The sequence below is a fragment of the Ruminococcus sp. AF37-20 genome, from assembly GCF_003460465.1.
Classification (GTDB): domain Bacteria; phylum Bacillota; class Clostridia; order Oscillospirales; family Ruminococcaceae; genus Hominimerdicola; species Hominimerdicola aceti.
In genome coordinates this window covers 77,828-97,323 of record NZ_QTVE01000006.1, presented here as the reverse complement: position 1 = coordinate 97,323, position 19,496 = coordinate 77,828, and the positions used below count along the sequence as shown (strand labels likewise).

General features: G+C 43.7%; 19 protein-coding genes. 15 read left to right on the top strand and 4 right to left on the bottom strand.

Annotation, left to right across the window (positions count from 1 at the left end):
• Window positions 1–47: 47 nt before the first annotated feature.
• The 14 genes from nusA (at window position 48) to DW015_RS05705 (ending at window position 14,786) form a co-directional block, all read left to right on the top strand.
• Window positions 48–1,136: a transcription termination factor NusA gene (gene nusA / locus DW015_RS05770; protein ID WP_022287254.1), complete on the top strand. Its 1,089-nt coding sequence runs from the start codon at window positions 48–50 to the stop codon at window positions 1,134–1,136.
• Entirely contained in the window at window positions 1,126–1,395 is a 270-nt protein-coding gene (locus tag DW015_RS05765; RefSeq protein ID WP_117904865.1) for a YlxR family protein, read from the top strand. Before nusA ends, DW015_RS05765 begins: the two co-directional genes overlap by 11 nt.
• A complete protein-coding gene (locus DW015_RS05760) occupies window positions 1,388–1,720 on the top strand; it encodes a 50S ribosomal protein L7 (RefSeq protein WP_038670206.1) in 333 nt (110 codons plus the stop codon). The genes DW015_RS05765 and DW015_RS05760 overlap by 8 nt, the downstream gene beginning before the upstream one ends.
• Window positions 1,721–1,754: 34 nt before the next feature.
• Complete coding sequence (gene infB, locus DW015_RS05755) at window positions 1,755–4,280, top strand: translation initiation factor IF-2 (RefSeq protein WP_117904863.1); 2,526 nt, start codon at window positions 1,755–1,757, stop codon at window positions 4,278–4,280.
• 65 nt (window positions 4,281–4,345) lie between these two features.
• Complete coding sequence (gene rbfA / locus DW015_RS05750; protein ID WP_117904813.1) at window positions 4,346–4,735, top strand: 30S ribosome-binding factor RbfA; 390 nt, start codon at window positions 4,346–4,348, stop codon at window positions 4,733–4,735.
• 15 nt (window positions 4,736–4,750) lie between these two features.
• Complete coding sequence (locus DW015_RS05745) at window positions 4,751–5,698, top strand: bifunctional oligoribonuclease/PAP phosphatase NrnA (RefSeq protein WP_117904812.1); 948 nt, start codon at window positions 4,751–4,753, stop codon at window positions 5,696–5,698.
• 5 nt (window positions 5,699–5,703) lie between these two features.
• Entirely contained in the window at window positions 5,704–6,612 is a 909-nt protein-coding gene (gene truB / locus DW015_RS05740; protein ID WP_242993223.1) for a tRNA pseudouridine(55) synthase TruB, read from the top strand.
• A gap of 26 nt (window positions 6,613–6,638) precedes the next feature.
• Window positions 6,639–7,568, top strand: coding sequence for a riboflavin biosynthesis protein RibF (ribF, locus tag DW015_RS05735; RefSeq protein ID WP_117904808.1), 930 nt, complete (start codon window positions 6,639–6,641; stop codon window positions 7,566–7,568).
• A gap of 25 nt (window positions 7,569–7,593) precedes the next feature.
• Window positions 7,594–9,042, top strand: a complete 1,449-nt coding sequence (gene gltX / locus DW015_RS05730; RefSeq protein WP_117904806.1) for a glutamate--tRNA ligase — start codon at window positions 7,594–7,596, stop codon at window positions 9,040–9,042.
• Between the two features lie 282 nt (window positions 9,043–9,324).
• Window positions 9,325–10,302, top strand: coding sequence for an ATP-binding cassette domain-containing protein (locus tag DW015_RS05725; protein WP_117904804.1), 978 nt, complete (start codon window positions 9,325–9,327; stop codon window positions 10,300–10,302).
• Complete coding sequence (locus DW015_RS05720) at window positions 10,302–11,006, top strand: ABC transporter permease subunit (protein ID WP_117904802.1); 705 nt, start codon at window positions 10,302–10,304, stop codon at window positions 11,004–11,006. The genes DW015_RS05725 and DW015_RS05720 overlap by 1 nt, the downstream gene beginning before the upstream one ends.
• Window positions 11,007–11,021: 15 nt before the next feature.
• Window positions 11,022–12,746 carry a GldG family protein gene (locus tag DW015_RS05715; protein ID WP_117904800.1) on the top strand — a complete coding sequence of 575 codons (1,725 nt, stop codon included), beginning with the start codon at window positions 11,022–11,024 and terminating at the stop codon, window positions 12,744–12,746.
• 19 nt (window positions 12,747–12,765) lie between these two features.
• Window positions 12,766–14,271, top strand: coding sequence for a DUF4340 domain-containing protein (locus DW015_RS05710; protein WP_117904799.1), 1,506 nt, complete (start codon window positions 12,766–12,768; stop codon window positions 14,269–14,271).
• 233 nt (window positions 14,272–14,504) lie between these two features.
• Complete coding sequence (locus DW015_RS05705) at window positions 14,505–14,786, top strand: hypothetical protein (protein ID WP_038670225.1); 282 nt, start codon at window positions 14,505–14,507, stop codon at window positions 14,784–14,786.
• 62 nt (window positions 14,787–14,848) lie between these two features.
• Here DW015_RS05705 and DW015_RS05700 read toward each other — a convergent pair whose 3' ends face one another.
• Together DW015_RS05700 and DW015_RS05695 are read right to left on the bottom strand one after the other, a co-directional pair.
• The gene (locus DW015_RS05700) at window positions 14,849–15,688 is read right to left on the bottom strand and encodes a hypothetical protein (RefSeq protein WP_147338139.1); all 840 of its coding nucleotides are present in this window, start codon (window positions 15,686–15,688) and stop codon (window positions 14,849–14,851) included.
• Between the two features lie 79 nt (window positions 15,689–15,767).
• A complete protein-coding gene (locus DW015_RS05695; RefSeq protein ID WP_117904795.1) occupies window positions 15,768–16,181 on the bottom strand; it encodes a hypothetical protein in 414 nt (137 codons plus the stop codon).
• 385 nt (window positions 16,182–16,566) lie between these two features.
• Between DW015_RS05695 and DW015_RS05690 the strand changes: the two genes are divergently transcribed.
• Window positions 16,567–18,975 carry a glycosyl hydrolase family 65 protein gene (locus tag DW015_RS05690; RefSeq protein WP_117904793.1) on the top strand — a complete coding sequence of 803 codons (2,409 nt, stop codon included), beginning with the start codon at window positions 16,567–16,569 and terminating at the stop codon, window positions 18,973–18,975.
• 118 nt (window positions 18,976–19,093) lie between these two features.
• Here the strand turns inward: DW015_RS05690 and DW015_RS13405 are convergent, their stop codons facing one another.
• Window positions 19,094–19,255, bottom strand: a complete 162-nt coding sequence (locus tag DW015_RS13405) for a hypothetical protein (protein WP_181979853.1) — start codon at window positions 19,253–19,255, stop codon at window positions 19,094–19,096.
• A gap of 33 nt (window positions 19,256–19,288) precedes the next feature.
• Window positions 19,289–19,492, bottom strand: coding sequence for a hypothetical protein (locus tag DW015_RS05685; RefSeq protein WP_117904792.1), 204 nt, complete (start codon window positions 19,490–19,492; stop codon window positions 19,289–19,291).
• Window positions 19,493–19,496 lie beyond the last annotated feature (4 nt).

The following is a 19,496-nucleotide window of genomic DNA, read 5'->3' as shown; positions in this document are numbered from 1 at the left end:
TAAATATGGGCAAAGCCCGAATCAAGTGTGAAAGGATTGATCAGAAAATGAATAAGGAAATGACCAGCAAATTTTTTGAAGCTCTGACAGATTTGGAAAAGGAAAATAATATTGGCAGCGATATACTTATCGAGAAAATAAAATCAGGTATCGAAAAGGCTATCAAGAAGGATTATCCTTACTGCGAGAATATCAGAGTGGATATCGACCCTGTTACAGGAAAGCTCGATATAAGGATACTCAAGGAAGTTATGGACGTTATGTATGTTGACGACCCTGACAACGAGATCTTCCTTGACGAAGCAAAGGTCTACGACCCTAACATCAAGGTGGGCGATATGGTGGAGATACCTCTCGACCCTGCAAAGTTCGGCAGAGTTGCCGCTCAGAATGCAAAGCAGTCTATCAAGCACGATATCAAGGATTTTGAAAGAGCAAGACTTATCGAACAGTATCACGATAAGGAGCATGAGTGCGTTTCTGCCACAGTCCAGAAGGTTGAGCCTGCTACTCAGAACGCTATACTTACTATCGACAAGAACGAAGTTTATCTTGTAAGAAACGAGCAGATACCGGGCGAAACACTCAAGGCAGGAGATATCATCAAGGTATATGTTGTGGGTATCGCAAATCCTGACAGAAAGCCTTCTATCAAGATATCAAGAACTCACAGAGAGCTTGTTAAAAGACTTTTTGAGCTTGAAGTTCCTGAGATAGCAGACGGTACTGTTGAAGTAAAGGCTATTTCAAGAGTTGCAGGAGCAAGAAGCAAGATAGCGGTTTATTCAAAGGACCCTAACGTTGACGCCGTAGGCGCTTGTATCGGTCCTAGAAAGTCAAGAATAACTTCTGTTGTGAACGAGCTCAAGGGCGAGAAGATAGACGTTATCAATTGGTGCGAAGATCCTGCTCAGTTTATCGCAAAGGCTCTTGCTCCGGCTGAGGTAATAAACGTTGTTCTCAGCGAAGAGGAGGGCGTAAGAGAGTGTCGGGTTACTGTTCCTGATAACCAGCTCTCACTTGCTATCGGTAATAAGGGTCAGAACGCAAAGCTTGCCGCAGGTCTGACAGGCTATAAAATAGATATCGTATCCGAAAGCTCTGCAAAGGCTGAGGCTGCCGATGATGAAAACTAAGAAGATACCAATGAGAATGTGTCTTGGGTGCGGTGAAATGAGACCCAAGAGAGAGCTTATCAGAGTGGTGAAGTCAAAAGAGGGGGATATCTCCCTTGACCTCACAGGCAAAAAATCAGGCAGAGGCGCTTATATATGCAAAAGCGTCGAATGCTTTGAAAAAGCAAGAAAAGCAAGAAAGTTTGAAAGAAGCTTTTCCTGCATGATAAGCGAGGATATATATAACAGCATGGAGGGCGAGCTTAGGGAAAATGAATAATAAAATAGGGCTTGTTACAATGTGCAGAAAAGCAGGAAAGCTTGTAATGGGTATGGATATGGTGAAGGACGCCTGCAATACAGGCAAAGCCTGCGCAGTGTTTGCGGCAACGGATTTTTCACCTAAATCTCTTAAAGAGATAAAGTTCAACTGCTACAAAAACGGGATAAAGCTTTACAGCCTTGGCATGACAATGGACGATATCCATTTTGGCCTTGGCAAAAGAACAGGCGTTATCGCTATTTGCGAGGGAGGCTTCGCAAAGGCTTGCGCCAAAGGGCTTGAGGAGATCCCTATAGACGAAAATGAGTTTTATAGCATTTAGCATTTATTGAGGAGGTATTTTACAGCCTATGAGTATGAAAACAACTAAATATAAGCTTAGCGATATGGCTAAGGATCTGAAAGTTACAAATAACGACCTTATCGAGTGTCTTGGCAAGCTCGGCGGAGAGCCAAAGAAAACACAGTCAGTGCTTATCCCTGAGGAGATCTCTTATGTTCTGGAGTATTATACACAGAACAATCAGGTGGACAGCTTTGATGCTTTCTATGCAAATAACGTAAAGCCTGCCAAGGAAGAAAAGAAGGCAGATAAGAAGCCTGTAAAGGCTGAGAAAAAGGAGAAAAAGGCTGAGGAGAAAAAGGCTGAAAAGAAGCCTGAGCCTAAGCCGGCTCCAAAGGCGGAAGCAAAGCCTGAGCCTAAGGCAGAGCCAAAGGTGGAAAAGAAGCCGGAGGTCAAGGTCGAAACAAAACAGCCTGCACCTGAGCAGAAGAAAAAGCAGCCAGCTCCACAGAAGCCTGCAAAGAAGAAAGAGCATGGCGTTCGTCAGCAGCTTGGCGGTTTTTCTGATAAGAAAGAAGCTTCAGGCGGATATACTATCTCTGAGGATAACGATTCGTTCGGCACACAGAGAACCATCGACACAAGAGGAAGCTATATAGAGCTTGATAAGTATAACGAGAAGTATGATAACCTTGCAAACTCAAAGCAGAACAAGAGCAAGGATAACTTCACAAAGAAGCAGAAGCTCACCCAGAAATCTCAGCAGAGAAAGAAACAGCAGTTCTCACATAAGAAGGAAACTGAGAGCGAAAAGCTTCGCAGACTGGAGCTTGAAAGAGCAAGAAAGCAGCAGCTCAAGGTCATGATACCTGACGAGATCGTTGTTTCAGAGCTTGCAAGCAGACTTAAAGTAACAGCTACCGAGGTCATCAAAAAGCTTATGGGTCTTGGCGTAATGGCTTCTATCAATGAGGTGGTCGACTTTGATACCGCCGCACTTGTTGCAGAAGAGCTTGGCGCAAAGGTTGAAAAGGAAGTACACGTTACAATAGAAGAAAGACTTATCGAAACTGACGAAGATCCGGAGGAGAGCCTGCAGGAAAGATGCCCTGTGGTTGTCGTTATGGGTCACGTTGACCACGGTAAGACATCTATCCTCGACAGAATAAGAAACGCTCACGTTACTGACACTGAGGCAGGCGGTATCACACAGCATATCGGTGCTTATCAGGTAGAGTATGAGGGAAAGAAGATAACGTTCCTGGATACTCCTGGTCATGAAGCTTTCACAGCCATGAGAGCAAGAGGTGCGAACGTTACAGATATCGCTATCCTCGTTGTTGCAGCTGATGACGGTATCATGCCGCAGACTATCGAGTCTATCAACCACGCAAAGGCAGCAGGCGTTTCTATAATCGTTGCTATCAATAAAATGGATAAAGAAGGCGCAGACCCTGACAGAGTTAAGCAGCAGCTCACAGAGCAGTCCCTCGTTGTTGAGGAATGGGGCGGCGACGTTATCGCAGTTCCTGTTTCCGCAAAGACCGGTATGGGTATCGACGAGCTTCTTGAAAACATTCTCCTCGTTGCAGAGGTCAAGGAGCTTAAAGCTAACCCTGACAGACTTGCAAGAGGTACTGTTGTCGAGGCCAGACTTGATAAGGGTAAAGGCCCTGTTGCTACACTCCTCGTTCAGAACGGTACTTTGAAGTCAGGCGACGTTATAATCGCAGGCACTTCTGTCGGACGTATAAGAACGATGACAAACGATAAGGGCAGAAGCATTAAGGAAGCCGGCCCGTCAACACCTGTTGAGATAACAGGTCTGGGCGAAGTTCCAAGTGCAGGCGACGTTTTCAACGCAGTTGCAGACGAAAAGCTTGCAAGAGAGCTTGTTGAGCAGAGAAAGCAAGAAGCTAAGGAAGAACTGTTCCAGCAGCATCAGAAGGTAACTCTCGACAACCTGTTCAGCCAGATAGCTGAGGGAGAAATGAAAGAGCTTCCTATCATCGTCAAGGCTGACGTTCAAGGCTCAGTTGAAGCCGTTAAGCAGTCACTTGAAAAGCTTTCAAATGACGAGGTCAGAGTTAAGGTCATCCACGGCGGCGTAGGCGCTGTATCTGAAAGCGACGTTATGCTCGCAAACGCTTCAAACGCTATCATCGTTGGATTTAACGTTCGTCCTAACCCTGTTGCAAAGCAGAACGCAGAGCAGAGTGGCGTTGATATCAGACTTTACAGAATAATCTATGATGCAATAGAAGAAATAACAGACGCTATGAAGGGTATGCTCGCTCCTAAGTACAGAGAGGTGGAAACAGCTCGTATCGAGGTAAGACAGGTCTACAAGATATCCAATGTCGGTACTGTAGCAGGCTCGTATGTTCTTGACGGTAAGGTAGGCAGAAATAACGAGATAAGAGTCGTAAGAGACGGTATCGTTATCGCCGAAGATAAGATGTCAAGCCTTAAGAGATTTAAGGACGACGCCAAGGAAGTTGCCGCAGGCTTTGAGTGCGGTATCACTCTTGAAAAGTTCACCGATATCAAGGAGGGCGACATTTTCGAGGCGTTCTATATGGAAGAATACAGAGATTGATAAGCATGCTTACGGGACGGACAGCCGCCCCGTAAGAGCATATTTAAGCAGGAGATAAAGATATTATGGCAGGTTACAGAGCAGGACGTATGTCCGAAGATATAAGAAGAATAATATCGGGCAAAATGAGAGACCTTAAAGACCCAAGGATACACGGAGGAGATATGCTCACTATCGTCCGCTGCGACGTGGCAGGCGACGGCTCATTCTGTAAAGTGTATGTTTCAAGCTTTGAGGGCTATGAAAAGGCAAAGGAAGCCGTTAAAGGCTTTGAGTCGGCAACAGGATTTCTCAAAAGAGAGATATCAAACGTGCTGAAGCTGAAAAAATGCCCTGAGCTTAAATTTATCGCAGATAATTCTATCGAGCATTCAGCAAAGATAAACAAGCTTCTTAAAGAAGTTTTGCCCGAAGAAAAAGAAGAGAAAGAAGAGAAAGACGGCGAAGAACAATAGAGGAGAAAGGATATTATGACATTTCAGGATATTCTTAAAATATTTGAAGAAAATGACAATTTTCTTATTTTAACTCATAAAAGTCCCGACGGTGATACGCTTGGTTCAGGCTTTGCCCTGTGCGCTTTTCTGAGAGATATGGGGAAAAAGGCTGACGTTGTAAATTCTGATAGCTTTCCCGAAAGATATGATCTTATCTATGAGGGCTATTACCCTCAGGGATTTGATGTGAAGTACGTTATCGCAGTGGATATCGCAGACACAAATCTTCTTGGCAGCAACCTTTCAAAGTATGCCGAGGAGGGTGCGATCGACCTTTGCATCGACCACCACATCTCAAACAAGTATTTTGCAAAGCAGTCATATGTAGAAGCAGACGCTTCTGCTGCAGCACTTATAATGTATAAGATATTCAAAGCTTCAGGCAGAAAGATATCACGTCAGATAGCGAGATGCCTTTATACAGGCATTGCAACGGATACAGGCTGCTTCAAGTATGAAAACACAACTCCGCAGGCTCACATCGCCTGTGCAGAGCTTATGTCATATGGCATAGATTTTGCTTATATCAACAGAAAAATGTTTGATGTAAAAAGCAAGGGCAGACTTATGGTGGAGCAGTCCGTTACAGCGAATATGGAGTATTACTGCGGTGGCAAATGCTCTATGATAGTGCTTACAAAAGAGCTTATGGAGAAAAGCGGCGTTGACGCTGCCGAGTTCGAGGGACTTGCTTCTATACCATTGTCCGTTGAGGGCGTGAAAATAGGCATAACAGTTAAGCAAAGACACGAGAACGTCTTTAAAATATCAGTAAGAAGCGACGATGAGATAGACGCTTCTGCATTCTGCCGTGAGTTTGGCGGAGGAGGACACATAAGAGCCGCAGGCTGTGAGATAACAGGAAGCCTTGAAGAAGTCAAGGCTAAGCTTCTCAAGCAAGCGGAAAAGGTCTTGGGCTGATGAGCTTGGATAACAGCAAGGATAATATCAGCGGCATTTTGCCTGTAAAAAAGCCTGAGGGCTGGACTTCTTTTGACGTTATCGCAAAGCTCAGAGGAGTCCTAAGGATAAAAAGATTGGGCCATTCAGGGACCCTTGACCCTATGGCAACAGGCGTTCTGCCTGTTTTCGTGGGCAGAGCCACAAAAGCCTGCGATATTATCCCCGACAGACGAAAGGTCTATACCGCAGGCTTTCAGCTTGGGGTAAGCACCGATACCTTAGACAGCACAGGAAAGACGCTAATGACAAGCGACAAGGCAGTTACCAGAGCCGACCTTAAATGTGCAAAAAGCAGTTTTGTAGGCGATATCATGCAGGTGCCGCCTATGTATTCTGCAATAAAAGTGAACGGCAAAAAGCTCTATGAGCTTGCAAGAGCAGGCAAAGAAATAGAGCGTGAGCCGAGAGCTGTCCATATCGACAGCATTGATATAATAGAATATGACGAAGCTTCACGCAGGGGCGTAATGAAAGTTGATTGCGAAAAAGGTACTTATATACGCTCCGTTATCAGCGACATAGGTGAAAAGCTTGGCTGTGGCGGAATGATGACTTCTCTTGAACGTTCCTATTCAGGGGGCGTTGATATAAAAGATTGTTATACCATAGAGGAGATAGCCGAAATTTGTGAGCAGGATAAGCTGTCACAAATGCTTATCCCACTTGACAGAGCCTTTGTAAGCTATGAAAAAACCACCCTTGGGCAGTGGGAAACAAAGCTTTATAGAAACGGAGTAAAGCTCAGACCTGAGCAGACAGGGATAAAAGATCTGTCAGAGGACAAGCTCTACCGTGTCTACGGCAGTGATAACAGCTTCCTCGGTATCGGCACTTTTCATGAGGGCAGCTTCAGAAGCTTCAAAAATTTCTGATAATTTGTTTTATTCGGAGGGATATTTTGACGGATATAACAAACAGCGGGTTTATCCCCGAAAAAAGGACAGTTTGCGCTCTTGGACTTTTTGACGGAGTCCACAGAGGACATCAGCTCATAATAACAACGGCTGTGAAAAAGGCTCAGAGCCTTGACGGACATTCGGCAGTTTTCTGTTTCAAGACCGACACCGTGACCTCAAAAGGTCATGACGGCAGGATAGAAATGCTTATGAGCGACGAGGAAAAGCATAAAAAAATGGCAGAGCTTGGGGTCGAGGTGCTTTTCTCACCTGATTTTGCAGAGTTCAAAGGAATGTCACCGGAGGATTTTGTGAAAAAGGTGCTGAAAGAAAGGCTCAATTGCAGCGGCGCAGTGTGCGGAAATGATTTTACATTCGGCAAAGGCGCACAGGGCAAGGCTGTTGACCTTAAAAGGCTCGGTGAAAAATATGATATAGATGTGGAAATAGTAAGTCCGTTGCTCATGGGCGGCGAGGTCATAAGTTCCACTGAGATAAGACGATGCGTCCGTGAGGGCGAGATAGCCAAAGCAAATGAAATGCTGGGTTATCATTTTGGATTCTGCCTTGAAGTGGAACACGGCTTTCAACGTGGCAGAACGTGGGATTTCCCCACGATAAATCAGCATATACCAAAGGGCAGGGTAATGCCGAAATTCGGCGTTTATTGCTCCACTGTTGAAATAGACGGAAAAAAGTATGCAGGCGTGACAAATATAGGCGTAAAGCCTACCGTCCATGTTGAAACAGCTCCCCTTGCGGAAACTTTCATCATGGATTATCATGGGGATCTTTACGGCAGAAAGCTAAAACTTGAACTGCATGAATTTCTCCGCCCCGAAAAAATGTTTGACAGCTTCGACAGCCTCCGTGAGGAGATAGCAAAAAACAAAGAGCAGGCGGTCAGATATTTTGAGGAAAACGGCATTTGATATTAATTTTGAAAGGAAGATATAAATGAACAAGGTAAGAACAAGATTTGCACCTTCACCAACAGGTTATATGCACATAGGTAACCTGAGAACAGCACTCTTTACCTATCTTATTGCAAAGCAGAACGGAGGAGATTTTATTCTCCGTATCGAGGATACAGACCAGGAGCGTTATGTTGACGGTGCTGTTGAGGTCATCTATAAAACACTTAAAGACGTTGGTCTTAATTGGGACGAAGGCCCTGATATCGGCGGACCTGTAGGTCCTTATATCCAGTCACAGAGAATGGGTATGTTCAAGAAATATGCCGAGGAGCTTGTTGAAAAGGGTGAAGCTTATTATTGCTTCTGCGACAAGGAAAGACTTGAGGAAGTAAGAGCCATTCAGGAAGCAAGCGGTATCGCTCCAATGTATGACAGACATTGCCGTAACCTCTCGCCTGAAGAGATAAAGGAAAAGCTTGACGCAGGTGTTCCTTATGTTATCAGACAGAAAATACCTACAGAGGGCGAAGTTACTTTCCATGACGAGCTTTACGGCGATATCACTGTTGACTGCTCTACCCTTGACGACCAGATACTTATAAAGACAGACGGTATGCCTACCTATAACTTTGCAAACGTCGTTGACGACCACCTTATGGGTATCACCCACGTTGTAAGAGGTAACGAGTACCTTGCTTCTGCACCTAAGTATAACCTGCTCTATAAGGCTTTCGGCTGGGAGATACCAACCTATATCCATGTTGAGCATATCATGAAAGATAAACAGCATAAGCTCTCAAAGAGAGACGGTGACGCATCTTACGAGGATCTTATGAAAAAGGGCTATCTTAAAGAAGCCGTTATAAACTATATCGCTCTGCTTGGCTGGGCACCAAAGGGCGAGAACGAGATATTCTCACTTGAAGAGCTTGTTAAGGAATTCGATATCCACGGACTTTCAAAGTCCCCTGCTATCTTTGACCCTGCTAAGCTTAAAGCTATCAACGGCAAGTATATAAAGGCTATGACTCCTGAGAAGTTTGCTGAGTATGCTATCCCTTATATCAAGCAGTCCGTTCATAGAGAGGACGTTGACCTTAACGAGATCGCAAAGCTCTTGCAGGCAAGAACAGAGCTTTTCACAGAGATACCTGAAATGGTAGACTTTATCGACGCTCTCCCTGAGTATGATATAGCTCTCTATACACATAAGAAGATGAAAACGAACCCTGAAAATTCTCTTGAATCTCTCAAAGCAGTTCTCCCTGTACTCGAGGGCGTTGAGGATTGGACAGAGGAAAATATCCATGACGCACTCTTTGACCTTATCGGCAAGCTTGGCGTAAAGAATGGTATCGTTCTGTGGCCTCTTAGAGTTGCAGTTTCAGGTAAGGCGTTCACTCCGGGCGGCGGTGTTGAGATATCATATCTCATCGGCAAGGAGGATACTCTTGCAAGAATAAGAAAGGGCATTGAGAAGCTGTCATAATAAAAACTACGAAAATGTTGAACAAGTGTAGGGGCGAAATAATTTCCAAACAAGTGGGAAGTCGGATCTCTGCAAAGCAGAAATTGCACCGCTCCCCTACAAATTACATAGAAACATCGCTTTTAGACAGATAAATAATTCAACAGCGGAGCATTTTGAGTATTTGCTACTTTAAATTTACTTAAAATGCTCTGTATTTCGTACAGCTATCACTCCCCTGTCACATAAGTATTATAGAATTGTAAAGACTTATGAATGCTTTTCCTAAGAGGAGGAAATAAAATGATAGAGGTTATAAACCTTACCAAGAGATACGGCGACAAAAAAGCTGTCGATAATATCTCTTTCAAAGCGGAGGACGGCGAAGTCCTTGGCTTCCTTGGTCCTAACGGAGCGGGAAAATCCACCACCATGAATATCCTTACAGGCTACATATCCTGCACAGACGGCAAAGCCCTTATAGACGGCGTAGATATCCTTGAAGACCCTATCAAGGCTAAAAAGCAGATAGGCTATCTCCCTGAGCTTCCGCCACTTTATATGGATATGACTGTAAAAGAATATCTCTATTTTGTCTATGACCTTAAAAAGTGTAAGCTTCCAAAGGTGTCACATCTTAAAGATATATGCGGACTTGTAAAGATAGACCATGTTTATAACAGAATAATCAAGAACCTGTCAAAAGGTTATAGACAGAGAGTAGGTCTTGCTCAGGCTCTTATCGGCAACCCGAAAGTGCTTATTCTGGACGAGCCTACAGTAGGTCTTGACCCTAAGCAGATAATCGAGATAAGAACTCTTATAAGAAAGCTCGGCAAAAATCATACTGTCATACTTTCTTCCCATATCCTCTCTGAGGTGCAGGCTGTCTGCGATAAGATAATAGTTATCAACGAGGGCAAGGTCGTCGCAAACGATACAGAGGAACACCTCTCACAGAAGCTCTCAGGCGAGCATAAGCTCACTGCAAAGATACAGGGCGATAAGGATAAGATCGTCAGAGCAATGCAGGGCATAAAGGGCGTTGAAAAAGTCATCTGCGACGCAAGCCATAAAGACGGCGTGAACGATATAAGAATAGAGGCAAAAGAGGGCGTGGATATCAGACGTGACGTCTTTGAAACAGTTGTTAAAAACGGCTGGTATATGCTTGAACTTAAGACCTCTGAGCTTTCACTTGAAGATATATTCCTCAAGCTCACAATGGGCGAGGCTTTGCCTGCCCTTGAAAATACTTCCGATAAGGAGGGAAATAACTAATGGGCGCAATATTCAGACGAGAGGTAAGAAGCTATTTTACCTCACCTATCGGTTATATTTTCCTTGCGGCATTCTATGCCTATTCAGGCATAATGTTTGCAAACTACAGCCTTGAAAGCGGCTATACAAGACTTGATTCCGTTTTCAGTGCGCTTCTTATAATCATAATAGTGCTTATACCTGTCCTCACCATGAGGACCATATCCGAGGAAAAGCGAACAAAAACAGACCAGTGTCTGCTCACCGCCCCTGTGGGTCTTGGCAGCATAGTTGTAGGTAAATTCCTTGCCGCTTTCCTTATCTATATCATAGCTATCGCTATCACAGGCGTTTTTGCAGTTGTCGTATCCGCTTTCGGTACGCCTGACTGGAACGTCGTTGTGGGCAATATCGTCGCTCTGGCACTTGTTGGCGGTGCTTATATCGCTATCGGTATCTTCTGCTCATCTTTCACAGAAAACCAGATAGTTGCCGCAGTAATAAGCTTTATCGCACTTATCTTCGTGTCGTTCCTGTCAACTATAGGCAATCTTCTGCCTTTTGAATGGCTCACAACAGTGTGCGAAAAGGTGTCATTCGGCGAGAGATATTATTCATTCACCTATGGACTTTTTGATTTTTCTAACGTTGTGTTCTTTCTGAGTGCAATAGTGGCATTTCTTTTCCTCACGGTGAGAGTGCTTGAAAAACGCCGCTGGGGCTAAAGGAGGGCTGTTTAAATGGAAGAGAATAATAACGAAAAGATCTCTGTATCAGGAGCAGACCTGCTTAAAGACGTTGTAGCAGACGAAAAGGCAGCAAAGACCGCTCCAAAGGATACAGAAAAGGATAAAAAAGATAAAGACAAAAAGAAAGATAAAAAAGAGAAAAAGACAAAGGACGGCAAAAAGTTCAATGCCAAAAAGCTCAAGCATGGAACAATGGCAACAGTGTTCACCTGCGTTTTTGTCGCTCTGCTTGTCCTAGTGAATGTTGTCACAACAATGCTTTTTGACAGATATCCTATCACTATCGACCTGACAAGCAATAAGATATATTCAGTTTCAAACGATACAGAGGATTATGTAAAGAAAGTGAACGTTGACGTTCAGGTAACTATTTTCGCAGACGAGAATACTTATACAAATTACAGCTCTTATAATAAGCAGGCTGTTGAGCTTTTGAAAAACTATTGTAAGCTCAATCACCATATCACATATCGTTTCGTTGATATAGACTCACACCCTGAGATCGTTAAGGAGTATACCGATACTATCAGCCAGTTCGATATGATATTTGAAACAAAAACAAAGGTTGACGGCAAAGAGATAAGCCGAACAAGAAAGCTCGGTATGCTCGACCTTCTTACATTCACAGACGAGTTCGAGCAGAAGCTGTCACAATCAGGCTACAGCATAGATACCCTTGCCCAGAAGGCAGGCGGCGACCTTTCATTCCTGTCCTATTACGGCAGCTATGTTGAGTCCTCAAACGCAGAGCAGGCTTTCACTTCTGCACTTATGACAGTAACAGACCCTAACCCTGTCTATGTTACTATCCTCACAGGCAGAAGCGAGCTTACACAGCTCACATATTTCCAGACGCTTCTTACAGCTAACGGCTATAACGTGAACACAGTGGATATAACCTCCGAGGATATCCCTGCCGATACAGACGTTGTGGTTATCCCTGCTCCTAAGACTGACTATCTGGAGGAGGATATCAAAAAGGTCAGCGACTTCCTCAATAATGACGGAAATCTTGGCAAACAGCTCCTCTATATCGCTTCTTATGGTCAGGAGGACACCCCGAATCTTGATGAGTTCCTGTCAGAGTATGGACTTTCTGTCGGCAAGGGCGTTATCTGCGAAAGCGATTCAGGCAAGTATTATAACTCACCTTGCGTAACAGTTGCGTCAGATGTGTCTGATAACTTCACTCAGGACGTTTCTACAGAGAAGCCGGCTATCCTTTCAGCACTCTGCCGTCCTGTAAACACACTCTTTGACGAGCAGGATATGGTGTCCACAGACGCTTACCTCAAGTCTTCAGATTCTGCCTATACCGCAAATGTTGATATATCACAGACCACAGGTCAGGTGAATATAGGCGATGCTCTGGTAAAGGGTCAGCAGAATTATATGGCTGTCGGCTCAAAGGCAAAATTTACAGACGATAACAAAACTCTCTATAGCAATGTTATCGCAGTAGGTTCAGAGGGTATGCTGTCTGATACCTACTTGCAGTATTCACAGTATCAGAACAGCGAGTATTTCATAAGCGTTATAAACGGCCTTACCGGAAAGACCGCAGGTATCACTATTACACCAAAAACTATCACAGGCAATGTTTTCGACATCACTCAGCAGCAGAAAACAGTTCTTAAATGGACATTCTGCCTTGGCGTACCTGTTGTAGTTCTTATAGTGGGTATCGTTATCTGGGCAAGAAGAAAGAATAAGTAAAACACAGAGGTAATCACAAATGAATGGTAAATTGCAGGGTATCATTATCTGCGGAGTCACAGCCGCTTGTCTGGTGGGAGTAATGGCGTTTCTCAACTCCACCTCAGGCAAATCAGACGCAGACTCCAGCTCATCGTCAACAGCGGCAGTTTCAAGTCAGGACGAGAGCGTTGTTATCCTTACAAAGTCAAGCGACGATATAACAAGCGTAAAGGTTTCAAACGAACATGGCGAGTATTCCGTTAATAAGTCCGAGTCAGGCAAATCCACATGGAGCATACCTGAGCTTGGCACTCTCAATGCCAATACCACCGCAGAAGCTTCCATGATATCGAATCTTGACGGCTTCAAGGCGAAAAAGCTCGTTGAAGAAAACGTTGAGGATATGTCAAAATACGGTCTTGATAAGCCCACAGCAGATCTCACAGTTGAATACAGCGACGGCACTGCCACTACCCTTCATGTAGGCTCTGTTTCACCAAGCAACGAAAGATACAGCTATGTGAGCCTTGACGATGAAAAGACCGTCTATATGGTAATGGGAACAAAGCTTTCATACTATACAGATCCGGTGACCGCATATGCGAACCTCACTTTGCTCACAAAGCCGTCTGACGACGATTGGCCTGACTATGGCAAGGAAACAGTTACAAGAAAAGACCTGGACTATGAAATGGCGTTTGAAAATAACCCGAACGAGATAGAGGGACTTTCAGGTCAGGTAATGACAGAGCCTATCTTCTCATACCTGAACATCACAAATTCTTCAGCAACTACCCATGGTATGTGGGGACTTACAGCACAGAGCTGTGAGGTCATCGCACCTGATGAAACTGCAATGAAGGAGCATGGACTTTCCGACCCGTTCGCAACAGTAAGACTCTCGGGAGACGGCTATGACTATACCCTTAAAATAGGCGACCCTGTCTATGCTACCGCAGGCGACAGCAGTGAAACAACAGATACAGTGTCTGCATATTATTGCTACTTTGAGGGTGTAAAGGGCGTTGACGCTATCTACCTCGTTTCAGCCGATAACCTCCCATGGGCAACGATCAAAGCAGAGGACGTTATCACAAGCCTTATGACTTCAAACTACCTTGTCGACCTTAAAGACGTTGAGGTAGTCTATAATGGTAAAAAGACCGTTTATGAGGTGGAAAGCTCAGGCACAAGTGCTGATACAGATTCTGACGGCAAAACTACTGCACAGGTAACAAAGGTCACAACAGACGGCAAGGAGCTTGACGTTGACAACTTTAAGACCTTCTATCAGTATCTTATGGGTTGCCCGACAAATGAGATATACTTCACAGACCCTGAGGGCGAAAGCTATCTGACTATAACATTCGACCGCAAGGACGGCAAAAAGGACGTTATGGAGATTTATAAGGATTCTTCAAGACGTTCTGTAGTCAAGCTAAATGGTGAAACTTCATTCAGAATACAGTCAACTTGGGTAGATACGTTCGTTGCAAATATGGACAGACTTCTTAAAGGCGAGGCTGTGGACGATAACTATTAAAACGCATATCCCATGCTGAGCATATGATCTGACGGGCGAACGGAGTTCGCCCCTACGGTCATGTTTCGACAGCTTTCACAAAGAATATGTGATACAATATGTATCCCACATAAAGCAAGGCTGAAAACCTGCGCAAAAAAGTTGTCAAAAGCTCTTTTAATTATGTGAAAAGTATGGTATAATAAAATAGTAAACAAAAAGAGAAATATATTATGAGAAAGGCGGAGAGATAAATGGCAGAAGAAAAGAAAGCTTTTTTCACCTATAAGGGCGTTCCTCTGGTGAGAAAAGGGAATAATATCTATTTTGGAAATATGTATGACGAGTTCGTAGTCATGATAGAAATACTTTCTACAGAAAAGGTCGGCGGTATCGACGTTGCAAATAAGGTAAGAATAAGAAAAGTTGCAACAGACAGCACACTGCCTCCGAATAAGCAGATAGTTAAGGTGGCAGAGAAATCAAGCCTCTATGAAGCTCTTGATTTTGCCTGCGCATGGCTCAAGGTATCATAATACATCAAAAAACAAACGGCGTGTATCACGAAGATACACGCCGTTTTTGTATGTGTTGTATGCTATTCAACATTAGGTCTTGTTATAAGTGACATTATTTCATCTATCATTTCCTTTGGCAAATTGTAATCCTGAAATTCGCCTGCATCATCTTTTATGCTAAAATTGCATATTTTACTTTCAGAGTGCATACCGCCTGAGGTGTCCCACGAATACTGTGAAACATCGATAACACAAATGCTCTCATACGCATCACTTGATTCATCCTTTTCGAGAGAGATTCCATAAGCGTCTGCGCCACCGTATTCTAAGCCGTCAATGTAAGGATAATCCTTGCATACCGATTTAGCGTTCTCTATCCACGCAGTTATCTTGTGGATAGTGTCCTTGTCTGTTATCTCATATGGTTCTTCTCCATACCAGTGATGAATATAATATGCCGAAATTTCTGTGCTGTCGGGTGAACTGTCAGCATATTCACTGCTGTCTACATACTTGAAGTCGCCCTCCTGACCCCACTTGCCAAGGGTGTTTTCATCAAGCCAGCAAGGACCGCTTGTAAGTCCGGTCAGATTGCTGTTGTCGTCATATTCCCATTCTACCGCCAGTATTACAGTGCCTGTTTCGGTAATAACTATGTTATATTCCTTTTCGCCTGTCCAATAAGCAACGTCCTCTTTGATAATGTCATCCTTGCCGGGATTCCACTTTTCAAAAAGAGCATACATATCATCGCAGTGGAGCTGTATGTGATTGCCTGCGGTTATCTCGAAATAATAGCTGTTTGTGTCACCGTTAAGGTAGTATCGACCTTCTTTGACTTTTATGTCCGAAGCGTCAGGCACGTCATAAGAAACATCGTCATCGGCGTTAGCTTCCTTTTCTTGCTGTTCATCAGACATTTTTTGATAAAAGACAAAGCCAAATACTATAGCCAGTATTATAATTGCAACTATTAGCACGATTTTAACAGGCTTGCTGTCAGTTATCCTTGTAATAATACCTACCTCCTGTCTTAATATATTTTCTACCTGACTCTGACGAAACTGTTCCGCTAAAATAAGTTTCTTGGTTTACTTTTTTTACGATCGTTCCGTCACTTTTGGTTATTATGTAGTAACCAAAATCAGCGTAGAATCTTTTGTTTGAGATATAACCTGCACCTTTGCTTGCAGTAAGATACTGCTTTTCAAGTTCGGAGTATACGATACTGATATTACAACCAGATTTCTGTGCACTTATATACGAACGTGATTTTGATGGGTTGACGTAAACTCCATTATAATTGTCATTTCGTATGTCAAAACTTGCAAAAGCTGACAATGGTGTGAAGTACCCAATACAAGATGCGAGCAAAATGGCAGTTGCTGATTTTAATGTTTTAAATCTTCCCATGTAAGAAATCCTCCTTTTTGTTTTTGTAACTATATTGTAGCACAACCACCTATAAATGTCAATATTTCAAAATGTCGAAAATATGTGCTGTATTTTGGACAAATTAACCATAGCATGGATTTTGTGCTAGATTTGAGTTGCTTGTCTTTAAAAGGAATAGATAACTTTTGTACTCAATCGTTTAAGTTTCAAAAGTCAACAATCCCGAAAAAGTTTTTTGAAAATGCGCCCATTTTTTTGGCTTTACCCCCTTGTAAAGCTATCGGAAGTATGCTAAAATAATATAAGCGTTATGAATAATGACGGGATCTATGAGGGAAACGTTTACGCCATTTTGGTGAAACGTTTACAACTTTAAAATATTGAAAAGGAGCGTATAAAAAATATGCAGTATGGTTATTTTGACCTTGAACACAAGGAATACGTCATCACAAGACCTGACACACCTGCACCTTGGGCTAACTATCTCGGCTCACCTGAGTACGGTGCTATCGTATCCAACAACGGCGGCGGATACAGCTTTGTAAAGAGCGGTGCTAACGGAAGAATTATCCGTTACCGTTTCAACTCAAATATCGGTCTCCCTGGCAGATATATCTATATCAGAGATAACGACGCCAAGGATTATTGGTCATGCACATGGCAGCCTGTAGGCAAGCCTCTCGACCAGTATAAGACAGAGTGCCACCATGGTACAGCTTATACAACTATCAAGTCTGACTATGCAGATATCCACTCCGAGCTTACATACTATGTTCCTCTGAACAAAACATATGAGGTATGGAGAACTAAGATCACAAACAATTCTGACAGATACAGAAACCTTTCAACATTCGGCTTTGTAGAGTTCACAAACGAGAACAACTATGAGCAGGATCAGGTAAACCTCCAGTATACACTGTTCATCACAAGAACAAGCTTTGAGGGCAATAAGATCGTTCAGCATATCAATGAGAACAGCGGTAAGGACGAGAACGGCTCTAACTGGAGAGAAAGATTTTTCGGCGTAGTTGGCGCTCCTGTTTCCGCTTATAACGGTAATCTGGACAGCTTTATCGGCTCTTACAGAACATACGGCAACCCTGTTGCAGTTGAAAGAGGTTTCTGCGATAACAAGCTCAACTATAACTCAAACGCTTGCGGCGCTCTTCAGTCTGACATTATCCTTGCTCCTGGCGAAACAAAGGAGATCATCTATGTTGTTGGTCAGAAGAACCCTAAGGTAGCAGACGAGATACTCGCCGCATATAACGAGTCTGGCAAGGTAGACGCTGAGGTAAAGGAGCTTATCGCTTATTGGCATGGTCAGCTCAATAACTTCCAGATCGAAACTCCTTCTGACGAGTTCAATAACATGGTAAACGTATGGAACGCTTATCAGTGCTTCATCACATTTATCTGGTCAAGAGCTGCATCATTCATCTATTGCGGTCTGAGAAACGGCTATGGCTATAGAGATACAGTTCAGGATATTCAGGGTATTATCCATATCAATCCTGAGCTTGCTGCTGAAAAGATCAGATTTATGATCTCTGCACAGGTAGATAACGGCGGCGGACTTCCACTTGTTAAGTTCGACCACAAGGCAGGCCACGAAACTTGTCCGGATGAGAACGATGAGAACTCTATCTACGCTAAGGAAACAGGCCACCCATGCTATAGAGCAGACGACGCTCTCTGGCTCTTCCCAACAGTTAATAAGTATATCGGTGAGAGCGGAAACAAGGCGTTCCTCGATGAGGTTATCGTATACGCAAACGGCGGCGAGGATACAGTTTACGAGCATCTTAAGAGAGCTATCAACTTCTCAATGGAAAGACTTGGCGCTCATACAATGCCGGCAGGTCTTTATGCTGACTGGAACGACTGCCTCAGACTTGGCAAGAAGGGCGAGTCAACATTCGTTGCATTCCAGCTCTACTATGCAATGAGCATCATCAAGGGCTATGCACTTGACAGAGGCGATAATGAGTACGCTTCATATATCGACAAGGTACAGCCTGAACTCGGCAAGAGCCTTGAAGCTTGCTGGGACGAGGATAGATTCATCAGAGGATACAGAGAGAACGGCGAGATCGTTGGCGCTAAAAAGGATCCAGAGGCTTCAATGTGGCTCAACCCACAGTCTTGGTCAGTTATCTCAGGCTTCGCATCTGAGAAGCAGGCTGAAACTGCTATGGAAAAGGTACACGAGATACTCAATACTCCATTTGGCGTAAAGATCATGGAGCCACCTTATGTAGATCATTACTTTGACGGCGCACTCATGCACATCTTCAACCCTGATACAAAGGAGAACGGTGGTATCTTCTCACAGACACAGGGCTGGGCTATCCTTGCAGAGTCACTTCTCGGTCACGGTGACAGAGCATTCGAGTACTTCCTCGAGTCCTCACCTGCTAACATGAACGATAAGGCAGAAGTAAGAATACTTGAGCCATACGTTCACGGTCAGTTTACAGAGTCAACACGTTCACCATATGCAGGACGTTCACACGTTCATTGGCTGACAGGTACAGGCTCAACAGTAATGGTAGGCTGCGTAGAGGGTATCTGCGGTATGAGACCAAACGCAGAGGGACTTGTAATAAGCCCATCTATCCCACACACATGGGACGGCTTTAAGATCGAAAAGAACTTCCGTGGCAAGCACCTTTCAATCGACATTCAGAACCCAGACCACGTTCAGAGCGGCGTAAAGTCTATGACAGTCAACGGCGAAGCAGTTGAAGGCAACTTCGTATGCGAGTGCAAGATGACAGAGCAGACAAACATCGTTGTTGTTCTTGGATAATTGCTTTAATGCTTAAAACAATATAAAACTATCGGCAGCAGACACTATCATGTGCCTGCTGCCGATTTTTTTGTGCAAAAAAGCCACCCCGAACAAGCTTGTTCGGGGTGGTCGCTTTTTAAGCACCATAATCTTTTTTTGCTTTTTGACCTGGTCTTGTTTTTGTTATATTGCCTTGTTTGTCAATTTGAATAAAAGATTGACAGTTAGGGCAGAACTTATTGCTGCCTGGGCTAATATTGACAAAAGTGTGACAATATGGGCACTGTACACCTGGCATAGAAAACACCACCTTTCAAATTTATTTCAACTATTAATAAAGTTTTGGCTTAAAATAGCGGCATCTATCAAAAGCTATAGTTTTGACTTTTCTTACAGAACAGTATTCTTTTGCCTGATTATCATATTCCCAAAAGTTGAAAGTTTTGTGCTTTATATGAGTATCCTGTCGGTCATTCCAGTTCTTGCAGAATGCGCATATAGTTCCTGATGAATTGTTTATATTACAAAGTGACATATCT